This is a genomic window from Stutzerimonas kirkiae, assembly GCF_004327335.1.
GTDB classification, from domain to species: Bacteria; Pseudomonadota; Gammaproteobacteria; order Pseudomonadales; family Pseudomonadaceae; genus Stutzerimonas; species Stutzerimonas kirkiae.
In genome coordinates, this window is record NZ_QJUO01000009.1 from 1 (window position 1) to 21,654 (window position 21,654).

The 21,654-nt window shown below is 58.7% G+C and carries 2 protein-coding genes; both read right to left on the bottom strand.

The window, feature by feature from the left end:
* A partial coding sequence (locus tag DNJ95_RS07105) for an amino acid adenylation domain-containing protein (protein ID WP_131184030.1) occupies window positions 1-2,803 on the bottom strand: 2,803 nt, incomplete at its 3' end.
* Between the two features lies 1 nt (window position 2,804).
* Window positions 2,805-21,575, bottom strand: a complete 18,771-nt coding sequence (locus tag DNJ95_RS07110; protein ID WP_131184031.1) for a non-ribosomal peptide synthase/polyketide synthase — start codon at window positions 21,573-21,575, stop codon at window positions 2,805-2,807.
* Window positions 21,576-21,654 lie beyond the last annotated feature (79 nt).

The window sequence follows — 21,654 nt, forward strand, 5'->3', positions numbered from 1 at the left end:
CCTCATGCTCTTGCAGGCGGGCCTCGACCTCGCCCAGTTCGATGCGGAAGCCGCGGATCTTTACCTGGTGGTCGATACGGCCGACGTATTCAATCACACCATCGGCACGGTAACGGGCCAGGTCGCCGGTACGGTAGAGTCGTCCACCACCTTGCCCTCTATCGTCGAACGGATCGGGAATAAAGCGCTCAGCGGTCAGCGCTGGCCGTTGGTGATAACCCCGAGCAAGTCCCACGCCGCCCAGGTAAAGCTCCCCGCCTACATGCTGACCAACAAGCGACAAGCTACCCGTCAAGATATGCGTCTTGAGGTTATCGATCGGTTGACCAATCGGCACACTGCTCTGGTCTTCTGGACGACACGTCCAATGTGTCACATCAATCGCAGCCTCGGTTGGACCGTACAGATTGAATAGCCCTACTTCTGGCAGTCGTGCCAAGGTTTGTTGAACAAGGTCCGCTGGCAGTGCTTCACCACTACACACTATGCGCTTGATGCTTGTACAACTCTCCACCTGCTCATTGGTCATGAAGGCTTGAAGCATCGAGGGCACGAAATGCAGTGTGGTCACCTTATGGCGATGAATAGTCTCGATCAGACGCGCTGGATCACGGTGGTCGCCAGGTTGTGCCACTGCCAATCGGGCCCCGGTTATCAGCGGCCAGAAAAACTCCCAGACCGATACATCGAAACTGAAAGGTGTTTTTTGCAGCACGGCATCGACTGCACCCAACTCATAGGCTTTTTGCATCCAGTTCAAGCGATTGACCAACCCCGCATGACTATTAGCCGCACCTTTGGGCCTTCCCGTCGAGCCTGATGTGTAGATCACATAGGCCAGGTTCTCTGGTTGCGTGAAATTGGCCGGATTGGCTTCGCTGTAGCCTTTCAGCCAATCATTCCCCTGGTCCAATTCCAGTCTTTGGACATGGCTTGGAACCGGCAATTGATTTTGCAGATGGCTCTGAGACAGCAGCAGTTGGATGCCGCTGTCCTCGATCATGTAGGCCAGCCGCTCCTGCGGATACTCCGGGTCCAGCGGCACATAGGCACCGCCTGCTTTCAGGATCGCCAGCAGCCCGATCACCATCTCCAAGCTGCGCTCCACCGCGATCCCCACCAGCACGTCCGGGCCTACGCCCAACTCTCTGAGTTTGTGGGCCAATTTGTTGGCTCGTTGGTTCAGTTGCCGGTAGCCCAACTCCTGGTTATCGAAGATCACCGCCACTGCATCCGGGGCTTTCTCGGCCTGGGCTTCGATCAGTTGATGAATGCGCTGGTCGCTCGGGTAGCTTGCCTCGGTACGGTTCCAGTCGTAGAGGATTTGCTGGTGCTCCTCCTGGCTCAGCAACGACAACTCTTCGATACGTTGAGTCGGTGTTTTAGCAATGCCTTCCAGCAAATTGAGCCAGTGCTGGGCTAGCCGCTCTATGGTTGGCTTATCGAACAATGCTGTCGCATAGTTCAGTGAAGCGCCTATACCTTCGCTATGCTCAAAAGTATCCAGTGTCAGGTCGAGCTGGGCGGTATGCTGTTCCCAAGACAGTCCTTCTACCGTCAATCCAGGCAAACGCCGGCTCTCCCCTCTTGCCTGACTTTGATGGTTGTACATCACTTGGAACAACGGGTTATGACTCAGACTACGTTCCGGGTGAAGCGCTTCGACCAGTTGCTCGAAGGGCAAGTCCTGATGGGCCTGGGCCGCCAATGATGTCTGCTGGACCTGCTTGAGCAGGTCGCTGAAGGTTGTATGCAGATCGAACTCAGCCTTGAGCACCTGGGTGTTGACGAAGAAGCCTATCAGCCCTTCTGTCTCCGCCCGGTTACGGTTGGCGATAGGTACACCAACGCGGATATCGTCCTGGCCCGAGTAACGGTGCAGCAAGGTCTGGAAGCTGGCCAACAGCAGCATGAACAGGGTCACTCCCTGTTGCTGGGCCAGTTGCTTGAGAGATTTGGCCAACGCCTCGTTCAGTTCGATGGCCAGCTTGGCGCCGGCATGGCTCCGGATCGCCGGGCGCGGTCGGTCGGTGGGTAGTTCAAGTACCGGCTGTTCTTCGCCCAGTTGCTCTTTCCAGTAGGCCAGTTGCCGCTCCTTCTCACCAGCCTCCATCCAACTACGTTGCCAGATGGCATAGTCTGCGTACTGGATTGGCAACTCCGGCAAGTGCACTTCCCTACCCTGGCTATGGCCTTCGTACAACTGGACCAGCTCATCGACCATGATGGGCATCGACCAGCCGTCGGAGACAATATGGTGCAGGGTCAGGATCAGGACATGGTCATACTCGGTCAGCCGCAACAGCTTGACACGCAAGAGCGGGCCGCGCGCCAGGTCGAAGGGACGCTGGGTTTCGGTTTCGACCATTTCCTTGAGCAGGGCCTCCTGATCGCTACCCGCTGCAACGGCAACCAACTCGGCTTCCAGTGGGAAGGCCGAGGCCGGATGAATGATCTGCAGCGCCTGTTCCCCATCCTGGCGGATGGTGGTGCGTAAGGTTTCGTGGCGAGCGCTCAGGGCCTCGAAGCTCGAACGCAGGGCTTCGATCTCCAGTTCGCCCTTGAGCCGCAATGCTGCTGGGATGTTGTAGGCGGCACTTTCCGGTTCCAGTTGCCAGAGGAACCACTGGCGTTGCTGGGCATAAGACAAGGGAACATGCTCAGTCTCATGCCGACTCGGCACTATGGGTAAGAGTTTGAAGCCCTGACCGGTTTCGGTCATTTTTTCGAGAATCTGTCGGCGCTGCCCCAATGGCAGGCCAAGGAAGCGTTTGGCGATACGTTCCGCTGTTGTCTTGTCCATCTCAAGCCTCTGCCATTTCGTTCATCAGTTTCTCGATATCGCTCAAGCCTGCCTCGCTTAGTACCAAACCGTAGTTCTTCAGGTTCATGGAGAAATCACTCAATGATGGGCTCTCAAAAATCAGTTGCAGGGGCAAGTCGATACCTAACTGTGCGTTGACCTGGGAGATAACTTGAACGGCCAGCAGGGAGTGGCCGCCCAGTTCGAAGAAGTTATCGGTCAGGCCGACTTTCTCGACCTTCAATACATCGGCCCAGATGCTTGCGACCTGCTGTTCCAGCTCACTTCGTGGAGCGACATATTTCTGTTGCAACTGGCTGGTATCCGGTTTCGGCAAAGCCTTTCGGTCCAGCTTGCCGTTAGGGGTCAGCGGCAGTGTTTCGAGGAATACCAGATGGGCCGGGACCATATAGTCCGGCAGGCTGACCTTGAGGTGTTCACGCAAGGTGCCGCGAAGTGCGGCCTGTCGCTCTGGATCGTCTGCCAGATCCGTATCTGTCACGAGATAGGCCGCCAGTTGCTTGCCGCTCGGCCCTTCGATATCGATCACTACCGCCTCGCGAATGGCTTCATGCTCTTGCAACCGGGTTTCGATCTCGCCCAGTTCGATGCGGAAGCCGCGGATCTTCACCTGATGGTCGATACGGCCGGCGTATTCGATTACACCATCGGCGCGGTAACGGGCCAGGTCGCCGGTGCGGTAGAGTCGTCCGCCACCTTGCTCGCTATTGTCGAACGGATCGGGAATAAAGCGCTCGGCGGTCAACGCTGGCCGTTGGTGATAACCCCGGGCAAGTCCCACGCCGCCCAAGTAAAGCTCCCCGCCTACATGCTGGCCGACAGGCGACAAGCTACCGGTCAAGATATGCGTCTTGAGGTTATCGATCGGTTGACCAATCGGAATACTGCTCTGGTCTTCTGGACGACAGGTCCAATGTGTCACATCGATCGCAGCCTCGGTTGGACCGTACAGATTGAATAGCCCTACTTCTGGCAGTCGTGCCAAGGTTTGTTGAACAAGGTCCGCTGGCAGTGCTTCACCACTACACACTATGCGCTTGATGCTTGTACAACTCTCCACCTGCTCATTGGTCATGAAGGCTTGAAGCATCGAGGGCACGAAATGCAGTGTGGTCACCTTATGGCGATGAATAGTCTCGATCAGACGCGCTGGGTCACGGTGGTCACCAGGTTGTGCCACTGCCAATCGGGCCCCAGTTATCAGCGGCCAGAAAAACTCCCAGACCGATACATCGAAACTGAAAGGCGTTTTTTGCAGAACGGTATCGACTGCACCCAACTCATATGCTTTTTGCATCCAGTTCAAGCGATTGACCAAACCCGCATGACTATTGGCCGCACCTTTGGGCCTTCCCGTCGAGCCTGATGTGTAGATCACGTAGGCCAGGTTCTCTGGTTGCGTAAAATTGGCCGGGGTGGCTTCGCTGTAGCCCTGCCAATCGTTACCCTGGTCCAAGTCCAGTCTTTGGACATGGCTTGGAACCGGCAACTGGTTTTGCAGATGGCCCTGAGACAGCAGCAGTTGGATGCCGCTGTCTTCGATCATGTAGGCCAGCCTCTCCCGCGGGTACTCAGGGTCCAGCGGCACATAGGCACCACCTGCCTTGAGGATCGCCAGCAGCCCCACCACCATTTCCAGGCTGCGCTCCATCGCGATACCCACCAGCACGTCCGGGCCAACACCCAGCGCTTGGAGTTTGTACGCCAGTTGATTCGCTTTTCTGTTCAGCTCCCGATAAGTCAGCTCCTGATCGCCAAATATCACGGCTACTGCATCCGGAGTCCTATCGGCCTGGATTTCGATCAACTGGTGGATGCACTGGTCGCTTGGATAGCTCGCCTCGGTACGGTTCCAGTCATGGATGATCTGTTGCTGTTCCTCTTTACTTAGCAGCGGCAGCTCTCCAAGGAGCTGCTGTGGTTGTTGCGTGAGGGCTTCGAACAGGTTGCCGAAGTGTTCGGCAATCTTTTGCACAGTCGCGGTGCTGAAGTGCTCATGATCGTAGCTGTAGTGGATCGACAGTTCGTTACCCAGGCCGATTGCCAGGGTCAGCGGGTAGTTGGTCTGTTCCTGGCTGGCTACCGCTCCGAACTTGAGTCCATCCGGCGCGCCTTGTTGCAGGGCGTCAGAGATCGGGTAGTTTTCGAACACCAGGATATTGTCGAACAGCGCTTCGCCGCCGAAACCGGCCCAGCGCTGGACCTCATACAGCGGCGTATGTTCATGTTCGCGCAAGGCAAGGTTCTGTGCCTGTACCTGTTCGAGCCATTGCGCCACGCTCTGCTCCGGTTTCGGGCTGGCGATGACCGGCAAGGTGTTGATAAACAGGCCCAGTTGCTGTTCCACGCCTTTCAGTTCGGCAGGGCGGCCTGCCACAGTGGCGCCAAAGGTCACGCCGTCCTGCCCGGTGTAGCGCTGCAGCAACAGCAACCAGGTAGCCTGGACCAGGGTGTTGACCGTTACCCGCTGCTGGCGGGCGAACTCGCTGAGTTGCCGGGTTTGTGATTGGCCCAGTACCTGATAGTGCTCACCGTAGCCTGTGCCGAGATCCGCCTTGTCCTGGCGAATGGCCTGGGCCAGGCGAGTGGGCTCCTGCAGTTCGCCGAACTGATTGCGCCAGAAAGCTTCGTCCTGTCCTTTGTCCTGTTTCTGCAACCATTCGATATAGTCGCGGTAGCGGCCTGCTTGGGGATTGGCCTGAACACCGGCATAAGCTTGCAGCACCTCGCCCAGCGACTGCGAGTTGCTCCAGCCGTCCATCAGGATGTGGTGGCTGGTGTAGACCAATTGGTGGCTGTTTTCGCCAGTACGAATTACCGCAAGACGCAACAACGGATCGTTCAGCAGGTCGAAGCCCTGCTGCCGGTCGGCTTCGGCCCAGGTGTCCAGGCTAGACTCCAGATCAGACTGGCTACGCCAGTCAAGACTGACGAAGGGTATTTCGACCTGCTTGCGGATCACTTGCAAGGGTTGTTCGAACTGGGTGATGAAGCTCGCCCGCAACGCGTCGTGACGGTTGACTACGGCCTGCCAGGCCTGCCGGAAGCGCTCGACATCCAGCCCTTCCACGTCCACGCGCATCTGGTTGATATAGTCGCCGTCACCTTGTGCGTACAACGTGTGGAACAGCATGCCCTGTTGCATTGGTGACAGCGGGTAGATGTCCTCGATGTCTTGAGCCGGGATCGGCAAGACCTCCAGTTGCGGTTGGCTCAAACCGGCCAAAGGAACGTCCGATGGTGTGAGGCCAAAGGTGTTCTTGGCCGCACAATGTGCGATCAGTGCCTCCAGCTCTTCGGCGTACTCTTGCGCCAGGCGCTGGATGGTCTCCTCCTTATACATCTCCTGGCTGAAACTCCAATCCAAACGCAGTTCGCCGCCATAGACCTGGCCATTGATCGACAGCCAGTTGCCCAAGGGGGTTTGCGCGCTTTGGCTGGCACCCGAGCTTTCAACCGCTGGTATCAGGAAGGCTGAAGTGTTTTCCCCCTCCCCAAAGCTCCCATCGAACTGGCCGAGGTAGTTGAAGGTGATCCGCGGTTCCGGTAGATCGGACAAAGCCCGCTTGGCAGTCTCGCCTCCCAGATAGCGAAGTGCGCCGAAGCCGATGCCCTTGTTCGGGACCGCCCGCAGTTGTTCCTTGATCGTCTTGATCGAGGTCGGCAGCTCCGCCTGCGGGCTCAATTTCACCGGGAACACGCTGGTGAACCAGCCCAGCGTACGACTCAGGTCAATATCCTCGAACAGGTCTTCGCGGCCATGGCCTTCCAACTGGATCAGTACGTCATCCTGCTGGGTCCAGCGCGCAATCACCCGAGCGAGGGCAGTCAATAGCAGATCGTTGACCTGGGTCCGGTAAGCAGCAGGGGCCTGTTGCAGCAGTTGCCGGGTATAGGCCTGGTCCAGATGGGTGTGGACGCTGGCCGCATAGAGGCCTTGTAGCGAACCCGCCGAATTGTCACAGGGCAGATCGGCATTCGCATCGGCCAGTTGATCTTTCCAGTAACCCAGCTCCTGCTGCAGCACTTCACTATTGGCATAGGTTTGCAGATGCTCGGCCCAAGCCTTGGTCGAACTGGTTTTGGCAGGCAGTTTGATTGCCTGAGCAGAAGTCAACTGGCCATAGGCTGTTTGCAGATCCTCCATCAGGATGCGCCAGGAAACGCCGTCCACCACCAGGTGATGTATTGCCAGCAGCAGCCGCTGGCTGCCGTCGGCCAGGCTCGCCAGCACTGCCCGTATCAGCGGACCATCCTGTAGGTTCAGACTGCCCTGGGCTTCTGTGCACAGGGCCTCCAACTGCGCTTCGTTCTGTACGCTCGACTGCCACAGAATCGGCTGTTGCTCACTAACAGGGCGGTAATGAGCGGTCCAGACCTGGTTGGCGTCCTGGATAAAACTCAGGCGCAGGGCATCGTGGTGAACGACCAGGGCCTGGATCGCCTGTTCGAGGTATTCGGCGTTCAGTGCTCTGCCCGGTTTGAGCAACAGCGCCTGATTCCAGTGGTGCCTCTGCGGAATATCTTCCTCGAAGAAAGATTGGTGGATCGGCAACAACAGCGCTTCGCCCGTCACAGGCCCTTGATCGATCCTCAGCCCACCCTCCTCGCCACGTTTCGCCACCGAGGCCAGCCCCTGAACCGTCTGGTGCTGGAACAGCTCTTTGGGTGTAAAACCAATCCCCATCTGCCGGGCCCGGCTGACCACCTGGATGGAGATAATGGAATCACCGCCCAGCTCGAAGAAGTTGTCGGTCAGGCCAACCCTCTCCACCTTCAGCACATCGGCCCAGATGGCGGCGATCCGTTGTTCCAGTTCGCTTTGCGGCGCCACATATTCCTGCTGCAGTTGGCTGGCATCAGGTTCCGGCAGGGCTTTGCGGTCCAGCTTGCCGTTGGGCGTCAGCGGCAGTTTGTCCAGGAACACCAGATGGGCCGGGACCATATAGTCCGGTAGGCTCTCCTTCAGATAATCGCGCAAGACAGTACGTAATGTGGCTTGCTGTTCTCGATCGTTTGACAGATCCGTATCGGTCACGAGATAGGCCGCCAACTGCTTGCCACTCGGCCCTTCGATATCGATCACCACGGACTCGCGAACAGCTTCATGGTCTTGCAGGCGTGCCTCGATCTCCCCCAACTCAATGCGGAAGCCACGGATCTTCACTTGGTAATCGATGCGCCCCAGATAATCGACTATGCCATCCGCTCGAGTCCGGGTCAGATCCCCACTGCGGTATACACGCTCCCCATCACCAAAGGGATCGGGGACAAACCGCTCTGCCGTAAATCCTGGGCGATCCAGATAGCCACGGGCTACTCCGTGCCCCCCCAGATACAGCTCGCCGGTGAACCCAGCAGGCAGAAGACTGAGATCACTACCCAATACATAGCCACGGCGGCGCCCTACCAACCTACCGATCGGCGCATAGGCCGCGCCGCAGTGTTCGCTCTTACCCGCCTTCCACAACAGTGGCGTCACCACGGTTTCGGTCGGCCCATAGCCATTGACAATATAGTCGGGACGTAGCGCCTTGCGAGCCAGCTCATAACTTGCCTGTGGCACCGCATCGCCACCAAAGCAGTAAATACGGGTGGTCGGTGGATTACCCTCGCGAGCGGCATGTTCGGCCAGTTGCTGCAGGTACACTGGCGGGAATATACCTATCGTCACATTATGCTGGTGCATCTGGGCATAGGTGTACTCGGGCAGCCACAGGCTATCGTCACGGATCAGTACCCGGGCTCCCTTGGCCAGGGCCGGCATCCAGCCTTCGTGAGAACCGTCGAAGGCGAACGACATAAAGTGCAGTTCGCAATCGGCAGGACCGGTTTCATACAGATCGGCAATGGCCTGGATATGGGCGACCAGAGGACCGTGGGAAACAGCCACCCCCTTGGGCTGACCAGTGGAGCCAGAGGTATAGATCACATAGGCCAGGTTGTCTTCGGCAATGGCAACAACAGGAGCACTGTTCGGGTAACCGCTCCAGGCATCGCCCTTATCCACCAATACGGCGGCCAAACCTTGCGGAATCGCCAGGACATCCAGCAAGTCGCTCTGGGTCAGCACCAGGGTAGCCTTACAATCCTCCATCATGTACAGCAGCCGCTCCCGAGGATGGGCCACATCCAGTGGCACATAGGCACCACCCGCTTTCAGCACGGCAAGGAAGGCCACCATGATTTCCGCCGAACGGCGCATGGCGATGGCCACGCGCACTTCCGGCCCGACACCCATCTCGATCAGCTTGTGGGCCAGACGGTTGGCTTGGGCATCCAGCTCGCGATAGGTCAGCGGCTGATCGTTGAAGATCACCGCAACGGCATTCGGCGCCTGACGTACCTGGTCCTCGATCAACTGGTGGACGTAGCGGTTGCCTGGGTAGCCGGCATGGGTATTGTCCCATTGCTCCAGGATGGCACGCCGCTCGACCTCTGCCAGCATCGGTAATTCGGCAATGCGCTGACTTGGAGTTTTTACGATGCCTTGCAACAGGTTGAGCCAGTGCCGGGCCAGACGGGCAATTGTCTGCTCATCGAACAACGCCGTTGCATAGTTCAGCGAGGCACCAATGCCTGCCTCATGTTCGAAAGTATCCAGTGTCAGGTCGAAGTGGCTCGTGTGGCTGCTCCACTCCAGGCTTGCCAGTTTCAGACCTGGTAATACTCGGCTCCCTCCTTTCACCTGGGCCTGGTGGTTGTACATCACCTGGAACAGCGGGCTATGGCTCAGGCTGCGCTCCGGCTGCAAGGCTTCCACCAGTTGTTCGAACGGCAGGTCCTGATGGGCCTGGGCTTCCAACGCAGTGCGCTTCACTTGCCGCAGCAGTTCGCTGAAGCTCATCTGCAGTTCGAACTCTGCCTTGAGCACCTGGGTGTTGACGAAGAAGCCAATCAACCGCTCCGTCTCCACACAGTTGCGATTGGCGATCGGTACACCAACACGGATGTCGTTCTGGCCTGAATAACGGTGCAGCAAGGCCTGGAAGCTGGCCAACAGCAGCATGAACAGGGTGACGCCCTGCTGCTGGGCCAACTGCTTGAGCGATTGTGCGAGTTCGTTGTTCAGCTCAATGCTCAGGCCAGCGCCTTCCTGACTTAGGATTGCCGGACGTGTGCGGTCGGTGGGCAATTCCAACACCGGTTGCTCGTCACCCAACTGGGCCTTCCAGTAGGCCAGTTGCCGTTCCTGTTCGCCGGCTTCCATCCAACTACGCTGCCAGATGGCGTAGTCGGCGTACTGGATCGGCAGTTCTGGCAGTTCCACCTCCCGGCCTTGGCTGTAGCCTTCGTAGAAGCGGACCAGCTCATCGACCATGATCGGGCTGGACCAACCGTCCGAGACGATATGGTGCAGGGTGAGGATCAGCATATGCTCGTCCTCACTCAGGCGCAGCAGCTTCACCCGCAGTAGCGGCCCAGGCTCCAGATCGAATGGCCTGTCCACCTCGGCTTCCACCTTGGTGCGGATCAGAACTTCGTCCGCAGCCTCCAGCCGTTCCTGGGCCAGGGTGAAGGCCATCCGGGGATGGACGACCTGGATGGCTTGCTCCCCCTCCTGGCGGAAGGTGGTGCGCAGGCTTTCATGGCGTTGGATCAAGGATTCGAAGCTGCGCTGCAGCGCCTCGATGTCCAGGGCGCCTTTCAGGCTCACGACCGTGGGGAGATGGTAGGCAGAACTCTCCGGCTCCAGTTGCCAGAGGAACCACTGGCGCTGTTGTGCGTAGGACAGGACCAGGGGTTGGCTGCGATCCATCCGCACAAGGGCCGGTACCTGCACTGCCTTGCCTTGCCCGACCTGGCGGGCGAAGTCGGCAAGATCCCGGGTTTCGAACAGGGTGCGCAGTGGCAACTCGATGTCCAGTGCCTGGCGCAGCCGGGAGATGACCTGGGTGGCCAGCAGCGAGTGACCGCCCAGTTCGAAGAAGTTGTCGCTCAGACCAACCTGCTCGACCTTCAACACTTCCGCCCAGATGGAGGCGATGCGTTGCTCCAGCTCGCTTCGGGGCGCCACATACTCCTGCTGCAACTGGCTGGCATCGGGTTTCGGCAGGGCCTTGCGGTCCAGCTTGCCGTTAGGCGTCAGCGGCATCGCTTCGAGGAACACCAGATGAGCCGGAACCATATAGTCCGGCAGGCTTTCCTTCAGATAATCACGCAAGGTGCTGCGCAGTGTGGCTTGCCAATCTGGATCGTTTGACAGATCCGTATCGGTCACGAGATAGGCAGCCAGTTGCTTGCCGATCGCCTCTTCGATATCGATCACTACCGCTTCGCGTACGGCTTCATGGGCCTGTAGCTGCGCTTCGATTTCGCCCAGTTCGATGCGGAAGCCACGAATCTTCACCTGGTGGTCGATACGGCCAGCGTATTCGATGACACCACCTGTACGGTAACGAGTCAGGTCGCCGGTGCGGTAGAGTCGTCCACCACCTTGCTCGCTGCTATCGAATGGATCGGGGATAAAGCGCTCGGCCGTCAGCGCGGGGCGCTCATGATAACCACGGCCCAGCCCCTCTCCACCCAGATGCAGTTCACCACTCACACTCAGCGGCAGCGGACTCAGTCCCTCATCGAGTACATAGGCGCAGCGTCGACCGACCGGCCGGCCAATCGGTGCATAGCCGTCAAACACCTCGGAATCCGCTTCCCATAGCATTGGCGTGACCACGGCTTCCGTGGGACCGTATGCATTGAAGAGATGGGGCGCCCGGATGGCGCCAGTCAATACGCCCTGCCCCCAGGCCTCACCGCCCAGGATGCACAAGCGGACATCAATGATCTGCGCCCTGTCCTGGCTTTCGACAACATGGACCAGGTAAGCGGGTGGAACGTTGAGGATGGAAACCCCATGCTCCTGGATACGCTCCACCAACTGCTTGGCCGACCATTGTTTCACCTCACCCATGACCAGTCGCAGACCAAAGGCCAAGGACATGAAGATCTGTTCGGCGGCGGCATCGAAACTGATCGAGGCGAATTGCAGCATGCAGTCCTTGCCGGTGATGCCGTAACGTTGTGCAGCGGCCTGGCAATGCATGGCGAAGGCCCCGTGGGGGATGGTCACGCCCTTGGGTTTGCCCGTAGAACCGGAGGTAAAGATCACATAGGCGGCGCTGTCGCACGTCGACTGCCGGGCAGGATCATCCTCACCGTATCCTTCGAGCCAGTCGGCTGCCTGGTCCAGGCCCAGGCAGCGAACGCTTTCCGGGACGGGCAAATGTTCCCGCAGATGCTCTTGGATCAGCAGCAGCCCTATGCCGCTGTCCTCGATCATGTAGGCCAGCCGTTCCCGCGGATACTCAGGGTCCAGCGGCACATAGGCGCCACCGGCCTTGAGGATCGCCAGCAGCCCAATCACCATTTCCGGGCTACGCTCCACGGCGATACCCACCAACACGTCCGTACATACGCCCAGTTCGATCAGCTTGTACGCCAGGCGGTTGGCCTTTTTGTCGAGCTGCTCATATGTGAGTTGCAGATCCTCGAAGACTACCGCCACCGCTTGTGGAGTCCTGCGTACCTGATCTTCGATCAGTTCGTGGATGCAGCGGTCGCTCGGATAATCTGCCTGCGTACGGTTCCACTCATGGACGATCCGCTGGTACTCCTGTTCGTCCAGCAGGCGCAGTTCGCCAAGAGCCTGTTGTGGCTGCTGTGTGATGGCATCGAGCAACTTGCCGAAGTGCTGACCCAGTCGCGCCACACTTTCGGCGCTGAAGTGTTCCCTGTCATAGCTGTAGTGGATCGACAGCTCTTCACCCAGTCCTATGCCCAAGGTCAACGGGTAGTTGGTCTGTTCATGGTTGACTACCGCGCTGAAGCTGAGCCCATCTGGCGCGCCTTGTTGCAAGGCTTCAGAGATCGGGTAGTTCTCGAATACCAGGATGTTGTCGAACAGGCTTTCGCCACCAAAACCGGCCCAGCGCTGGATTTCATACAAGGGCGTGTGTTCGTGTTCGCGCAGAGCCAGGTTCTGGGCCTGTACCTGCTCGATCCACTGCGCGACGCTCTGCTCCTGTTTCGGACTGGCGATCACGGACAGGGTATTGATGAACAGGCCCAGTTGCTGTTCCACGCCTTGCAGTTCACCAGGGCGGCCCGCCACAGTGGCGCCGAAGGTCACGCTGTCCTGGCCGGTGTAGCGTTGCAGCAACAAGAGCCAGGCCGCTTGTACCAGGGTGTTGACCGTAACCCGCTGCTGGCGGGCGAAATCGATGAGTCGTTGGGTTTGCTGTTGGTCCAGCACCTGGTAGTGGTCGCCGTAACCCGTGCCGAGGTCCACCTTGTCCTGGCGGATGGCCTGGGCCAACCGGGTTGGCCCATCCAGGTCCTTGAGCTGTTCCTTCCAGAACGCTTCGCTGCTCGCCTTGTCCTGCTTCTGCAACCAGTCGATGTAGTCGCGATAGCGGCTGGGCTGACGGGTACCTGGCTGGCCCGCATAAACCTGCAGCACCTCACCCAGCAGTTGCGAGCTGCTCCAGCCGTCCATCAGGATATGGTGGCTGGTATAGATCAGGTGATGGCTGTTCTCACCAGTACGGATTACCGCAAGACGCAGCAAGGGATCGTTCAGCAGGTCGAAGCCCTGTTGCCGGTCGGCCTCGGCCCAGGTGTCCAGGCTCTGCTGGATATCCAGTTGGGCGGACCAGTCCAGGCTGGCGAAGGGTATCTCCACCTGCCGGCGAATGACCTGCAGTGGCTGCTCGAACTGGGTGACGAAGCGCGCCCGCAACACGTCGTGACGGTCGACCACGGACTGCCAAGCCTGCCGGAAGCGCTCAACGTCCAGGCCGTCCACGTCCACGCGCATCTGGTTGATATAGTCGCCGCCGCCCTGTGCGTACAGCGTGTGGAACAGCATGCCCTGCTGCATCGGTGACAGCGGGTAGATATCCTCGATGTCGCGGGCCGAGATCGGCAAGGCGTCCAGTTGCGCCTGATCCAGACCGGCCAGCGGGAAGTCCGAGGGCGTCAGGCCGGCACTGCCTTGCGCCGTGCAGTGCTCGATCAGGGCCTTCAGTTCTTCGGTGTACTCATCCGCCAGGCGCTGGACCGTTTCCTCGTCGAACACCTCCCGGCTGAAGGTCCAGCCCAGGCTCAGCTCGCCACCATAGACCTGGCCATTGATGCTGAGCAATCCGTCCAGCGGTGCCTCTCCACTCTGGCTACGACCGCCACTCTCGTCGGCCGGCATGAACAGGCCGGCCCTGACATCGAAGCTCTGGTCGAACTGGCCCAGATAGTTGAAGACGATTTCGCCACGGGGTAAACGCTGAAGGGCCTGCCGCACAGTCTCCTTGCCAAGGTGACGCAACAGGCCGTAGCCGAGGCCCTTGTTCGGCACTGCGCGCAGTTGCTCCTTGACCGTCTTGAGCGAACTTGCTTCGTCTCTGGCAAGGGCCAGCCTGAGCGGATACATGCTGGTGAACCAGCCCAGGGTCCGGGTGGTATCGAGGCCTTCGAACAGGTCTTCGCGGCCATGCCCCTCCAGCCGGATCAATGCGGATGGCTGTCCGGTCCAATGGCAGATGACTCGCGCCAATGCCGTCAGCAGCAGGTCGTTGACCTGGGTGCGATAGGCTGCAGGAGCATCCTGCAGGAGCCGGCGGGTCCAATCGCGATCCAGATGGCTGCTGACAGCGACAGCGTGCCTGTACTGCCGGCCACCATCAGGGTGATCGCAGGGTAAATCGTCGCTGCAATCCTGTAGTTGGTTCTGCCAGTACGCCAGTTCCTGTTCGAGCATGGGGCTGGCCGCAAGGGCAATTAGATGCTCTGCCCAGGTTTGTAGCGAACTGGTCTTGCTCGGCAGTTCAGGCCCCCGCCCCTGCGACAGTTGCTGGTAGGCCGTTTGCAAGTCTTCCAGCACTATTCGCCAGGATATGCCGTCCACCACCAGGTGATGGATCACCAGCAACAAACGCTGCTGGCCCTTCGGCAGGTTCACCAGCAGCGCCCGCAGCAGTGGCCCCTGTTCGAGACTCAGGCTGGCCTGCGCCTCGTTGCACAGCACTTCCAGCCCACCAATATCCGACAGGTCCCTCTGCCACAACAGTTCGCCGTCACTCTTGCCTTCGAAGCGGGCCGTCCAGTTCCTCTCTTTCTCGGTGAATCGCAGGCGCAAGGCGTCGTGATGCTCGACCAGAACATTCAACGCGGCCCCCAGACGCTCTGGGACCAACCGCTCGGCAGGTTTGAGCAGGACGGACTGGTTCCAATGGTAGCGCTCGGGAACCTCCACCTCGAAAAAGGACCGTTGAATAGGGGTCAGTGACATTTCGCCCGTCACCGGCCCCTGGTCGATCTGCTGGCCGACGAACATGCGGGCCACCACAGCCAGTTCCAGTACGGTCTGACGCTGGAACAGGTCCTTGGCGGTGAAGCTGATGCCTGCTTGCCGGGCGCGGCTGACCACCTGGATGGAGATGATCGAGTCCCCGCCGAGTTCGAAGAAGTTGTCGGTCAGACCGACCTGCTCGACCTTCAGTACCTCGGCCCATATGGCTGCGATGCTTTGTTGCAATTCGCTGCGCGGGGCCACGTACTTTTGTTGCAGCAGGCTGATATCCGGCATGGGCAAAGCCTTGCGATCCAGCTTGCCGTTGGGTGTCAGCGGCATCTCTCTGAGGAACAGCAGATATGCAGGAACCATGTAGTCCGGCAGGCTGGCCTTAAGTTGCTCCTTGATGCGGTCGCGCAGAGTGGACTGGGCGTCGAGGTCCTCGAGCACCTCGCCTGCGCTCGGAACGATATGGCCTACCAATTGCTGGCCACCAAGAGCTTCCTGGGCCAGAACCACGGCCTCGAGGACAGCCTCCTGTTCGAGCAGCCGTGCCTCGACCTCGCCCAGCTCGATACGGAAGCCCCGAACCTTTACCTGATGGTCGATACGACCCGCATACTCGATCACACCGTCAGCCCGGTAACGGGCCAGGTCGCCGGTGCGGTACAACCGGCCACCACCTTTTTCGCTGCCATCGTATGGGTTTGGAAGGAATTTCTCGGCGGTCAGGGCCGGACGCCCCAGATAGCCACGCGCCAGGCCCGCGCCAGCCAGGCACAGCTCAGCCACACAACCGATGGCAACCGGTAGCCCTGAGCCATCCAGCAGGTAGGCCGTGCCGTTGGAGATAGGCCGACCAATATTGGCCCGGCCATTTTCGACCCTCAAAGTGCAAGTGGAATAGGTGGTGTCCTCGGAAGGACCATACAGGTCGTAGACCTGCTGGACATGCCCCGCCCGGTACAGTTCGTCAACCAGGGATTGCTTCAGGGCCTCGCCGGCCAGGTTGATGGTGCGAACGGTATCGGGTAACTGGCCGGCCTCGCACAATGCCTGGATCACCGAAGGTACGGTGTTGACCAGACGTACCCGCTCCTTCGCCACCAGCAGAGGCAACTCCAGCGCATTGCTGGCCAGCACCACATAACCCCCAGCCGACAAGGTGACGAAAAGCTCCCAGACCGACAGGTCGAAACAAATGGACGTGGAGGCCAGAACCCCTTGCAACTCCTCCCGGCTGTAGAGCATCCGGGCCCAGCCGATCAGGGCAGCGGCGTTGCGATGCTCGATCAGAACGCCTTTCGGCCTGCCGGTGGAGCCGGAGGTGTAGATGCTGTAGGCCAGGTTTTCCGGGCTTGCCAGGCAGACCGGATTGTCAGAGGGATAACCCTCCAGAGACAGTTGGTCGAGCATCAGGGTGCTTGCCCGGGTCTCCAGGGGCAATCTCGCCTGCAGCGCCGACTGGGACAACAGCAGGATAGCTCCGCTGTCTTCCAGCATGTAGTTCAACCGCTCCTGCGGATACTCTGGATCCAGCGGCACGTAGGCGCCGCCGGCCTTGAGGATGGCCAGCAACCCCACCACCATTTCTGGGCTGCGCTCAACCGCGATGCCCACCAGCACGTCCGGACCTACACCCAGTTCTCCGAGCTTGTGGGCCAACTGGTTGGAGCGTTGGTTCAATTGTTGGTAAGTCAGCTCCTGGTCACCAAAGATTACCGCCACTGAGTGTGGTGTTTTCTCGGATTGGGCCTCGATCAGTTGGTGGATGCATCGGTCGCTTGGGTAGCTGGCTCGCGTACTGTTCCAGCCATGAACGGTGCGTTGGTATTCCTCCTCACTCAGCAGCGGCAATTCCGAAATCCGCTGTTGTGGATTCTGAATAATTGCGCTCAGCAGATTTTTCCAATGCGCCGCCAACCGCTCGACAGTGTCGTGTTCGAATAAATCCGTCGCATAGGTCAAGGCAGCTCGCAGACCGTCCTCGCTCTCGAAGGTATCCAAGGTCAGGTCGAACTGCGCCGCGTGCCTGTCCCATACCAGGCTTTCTACTTTCAGACCGGGCAGGGTGTGGCCCTCGCCCCTAACTTGAGCCTGATGATTGAACATCACCTGGAACAGCGGACTGTGGCTCAGGCTGCGTTGCGGCTGCAGCGCTTCGACCAGTTTTTCGAAAGGCAGATCCTGATGCGCCTGGGCCTCCAATGCGGTGTGCTTAACTTGCTGAAGCAGTTCTCTAAAAGTAGTTCCCAGATCGAACTCGGCTTTCAACACCTGGGTATTGACGAAGAAACCGATCAGCCGCTCTGTTTCAGCACGGGTCCGGTTGGCAATCGGCACACCAACCCGAATATCGCACTGCCCCGAATAACGGTGCAGCAGGGTCTGGAAACTGGCCAGCAGTAGCATGAACAAGGTCACGCCTTGCTGCTGGGCCAATTGCCTGAGGGAACAGACCTGATCACTGTCCAGGCCAATGTTCAAGCTAGAGCCGGAATAACTTTGCATGGCGGGACGAGGATGATCGGTGGGCAGTTCCAGCACCGGCTGCTCATCGCCCAGTTGTGCCTTCCAGTAAGCCAATTGCCGCTCCTGTTCCCCGGCCGCCATCCACTGACGTTGCCAGATCGCATAATCGGCATACTGAGCGGGCAACTCGGGCAACTTCACTTCCCGCCCAGTGCTGTAGCCCTCATAAAGTTGGACCAGCTCGTCCACCATCACCGGCATCGACCAGCCATCGGAGACGATATGGTGCAGGGTCAGAAGCAACACATGATCGTTCTCGGCCAGGCGCAGTAGCCTCACTCGCAGCAGTGGTCCTTGGACAAGATCGAAGGGCTGGTTCGCTTCGGCCTCTACCCAGACCAGAATGTTTTCCTCTGAGGCCTGCGACACCGTCTCCACTTCCAGAGCAAAGGCAATGGATGGATGGATGATCTGAATCGCTTGATCGCCCTCCTGGCGGAAGGTTGTGCGCAGCGTTTCATGGCGGACAATCAGGGATTCAAACCCATGATGCAGAGCCTCGATATCCAGAGTCCCTTTCAAGCGCAACGCCGCAGGAATGTTGTAAGCCGCGCCCTGTGGCTCCAGTTGCCAAAGAAACCACTGGCGTTGCTGGGCATACGAAAGCGCCAAAGGCTGAGAGCGATCGGCCTTCTCGAAAGCCGATCGCTTGCTGCGCTTATTTTTTCCTGCCTGCGCTACAAAACCAGACAGATCCACAGCCTCGAATAGGCTGCGCAGCGGCAACTCGATATCGAGAGTCTGGCGAATCCGGGATATGACCCGGGTTGCCAGCAACGAATGCCCGCCGAGCGCGAAGAAATTATCGGACAGGCCCACCCGTTCGATCCCAAGTACATCCGCCCAGATATCTGCGATATGTTGTTCCAGCTCGCTATGCGGCGCCACATAAGCTTTTTGCAGCAAGTTGGTATCGGGTTTGGGTAACGCCTTGCGATCCAGCTTGCCATTGGGAGTCAACGGCAAGGCATCAAGAAACAGCAAATGCGTTGGAACCATATAATCCGGTAGCACTGCTTTCAGGTGTTCACGCAGAGTGATGAGCAGGATGTTCTGCTGATCCGGTTCTGCCGACTGCCCCGTAGCGAGCACCAAATAAGCGGCCAACTGCTTGCCACCAGGACCGTCGATATCGATCACCACCGCCTCGCGAACGGCCGCATGCTCCTGCAGCTTGGCTTCGATCTCACCCAGCTCAATACGGAAGCCACGAACCTTCACCTGGTGATCGATACGGCCGACGTATTCGATCACCCCATCGGGGCGGTAGCGGGCCAAGTCGCCGGTGCGGTACAGCCGGCCTCCACCCTGTTCGCTTTCGTCGAATGGATTGGGTAGAAATTTCTCGGCGGTTAGCGCTGGCCGTCTCAGATAACCACGGGTCAGCCCGGCACCGCTTAAACATAGTTCTCCAGCACTGCCAATAGGAACCGGATGTACAGATTCATCTATCAGGTAGACAGCACTGTTTGAAATGGGCCGGCCGATATTGGCTTGGCCATCCTTCTCTCTCAGCGTGTAGGTGGAATAAGTAGTGTCTTCAGACGGGCCGTATAAATCATAGACTTTCTGGACATGAGCAGACCGGTATAGATCATCGACCAGAGATTGCTTCAGGGGTTCGCCGGCCAGATTTATAGTGTGTACAGTTTCAGGCAGTTGGCCAGTTTCGTATAGCGCCTTGATCGCCGAGGGCACGGTATTGATCAAATGCACACGCTCTTTCGCAGCAAGTAACGGTAACTCCAGTGCATTATTAGCCAGAACCACATAGCCACCCGCCGCCAGAGTGACAAACAGCTCCCATACCGATAAATCAAAGCAAATTGACGTAGAGGCCAGCACCCCCTGAAAGCTTTCTCGACTGTAGACCGTATGAGCCCAGCCTATCAGAGCAGCGACGTTACGGTGTTCAATAAGAACACCTTTCGGTCTACCCGTTGAGCCCGATGTATAAATGCTATAGGCCAAGCCCTCTGGGGTCACCGTGGCGGCTGTGTTCTCGGATGAATAAGACTCCAACTTCAATTGATCCAACAACAAGATATCGGCTGAGGTATCTTGGGGTAGACGCGGTAACAAGGATGATTGGGAAAGTAGCAAGAGTGCTTGGCTATCCTCCAGCATGTAGGCCAAGCGTTGCTGCGGATACTCCGGGTCCAGAGGCACATATGCACCACCAGTCTTGAGGATGGCCAACAGACCAATCACTATCTCCAGACTGCGCTCCACCGCAATCCCCACCAGTACCTCCGGGCCTACCCCCAACTCGCGCAGCTTGCGCGCCAACTGGTTGGCACGTTGGTTCAACTGCCGGTAGGTCAGTTCCTGATCACCGAATAACACTGCAATCGAATCCGGGGTTTTCGCGGCCTGCTCCTCGATCAACGCATGTATACATTGATCTCTCGGATAATTGGCTTCGATGCGGTTCCAGTGGTAGACGATTTGCCGATGCTCCTCCCAGCTCAGCAGTGGCAGTTCACTGATACTCCGCTGCGGATACTGAACGATACCTTCCAGCAGGTTGCGCCAATGCCCGGCCATGCGCTCGATAGTTGGCTCGTCGAATAGATCCGTTGCATACCCAAACGCAGCGTACAAATGATCGCCCTGCTCATAGGTATCCAATGTCAGGTCGAACTGAGCGATACGGCTTTCGCGCTGCAACGCTGCCAGAGTCAGGCTGGATTGTCCCTTGATCACGCTGGTATCAGCTACGTGGGACTGGTGATTGAACAACACCTGGAACAATGGGCTGTGGCTCAGGCTGCGATCCAGATCCAGCGCCTCGACCAGCCGCTCGAATGGCAGGTCCTGGTGTGCCTGGGCACCCAAGGCGGTTTCCTTCACACGCTGCAGCAACTCGCGCACATCGATCAATGGATCGATCTCGGTGTGCAGCACCTGGGTGTTGATAAAGCAGCCGATCAGGCCTTCCACTTCGGCGCGGTTGCGGTTGGCCACCGGGACGCCGACGCGGATTGCGCTCTGGCCGCTGTAGCGGTACAGCAGCACCTTGAATGCGGCCAACAGCACCATGAACAGGGTGACGCCCTGCTCCCTGGCGAAAATGCGAAGGCACTCAGCCAGTACCGGCTCGACCTCGAACTCATGGCGTGCGCCCCGGTAGCTCGGGGTCAGCGGACGAGGGTGATCGGTAGGCAACTCCAGCGGTACGTGCTCGCCGCCCAGCTTGTCACGCCAGTAGACCAGTTGCCGATCCTGCTCGCCCGCTTCCAGCCAGCTGCGTTGCCATAAAGCATAGTCGCGGTACTGGATCGGCAAGTGCTGCAGAGCGGCTTCAGTAGCACTGCTGGCGGCATCGTAGAACTGGATGAATTCGTCGATCAACACATTGTAGGACCAGCCATCGGCGACGATATGGTGCAATGTCAGCAACAGAACATGCTCCTGAGCGGCCAGTTTCAGCAAGTGCACACGCAGCAGTGGGCCACGGGTCAGGTCAAAAGGCGCCAGGGCCTCGTCATCTGCGAGTATGCGGACCTGATCTTCGCGCTCACTAGCTTCGACGGCACTCAGGTCATGCTGAGCGATGGCCACCGCGAACGGCTCGACAATATGCTGACGGGCAAGGCCATCCTGTTCACTGAACCGGCTACGCAAGGTTTCATGCCGGGCCACCAGACCATCGAAGGCATGCTGCAAGGCAGCTCGGTCCAGCTCGCCCTTCAGACGCACGGCCATAGGCAGGTTGTAAGCGGCACTCTGCGGATCGAGTTGCCAGAGGAACCACATGCGTTGTTGGGCATAGGAGAGCCCATCGCGCTCCTCACAAGCCACATTGGCGGGTATCGGGAACAGCGAAAAGTCGACGCCTTCCTCACACAGGCCCTCCAGGAAAAGACGACGTTTCTCCGAGGGCAACTCAATGAAACGGCGGGCGAGTTTCTGTGCGTTTTCGGCGTTCATGTATTCGTTCCTTGCTGATCGGCGCATGGCCCTGGAGCCTGTCGTATCAGCAAGAACGAAATTCATGCGGTGTTATTTA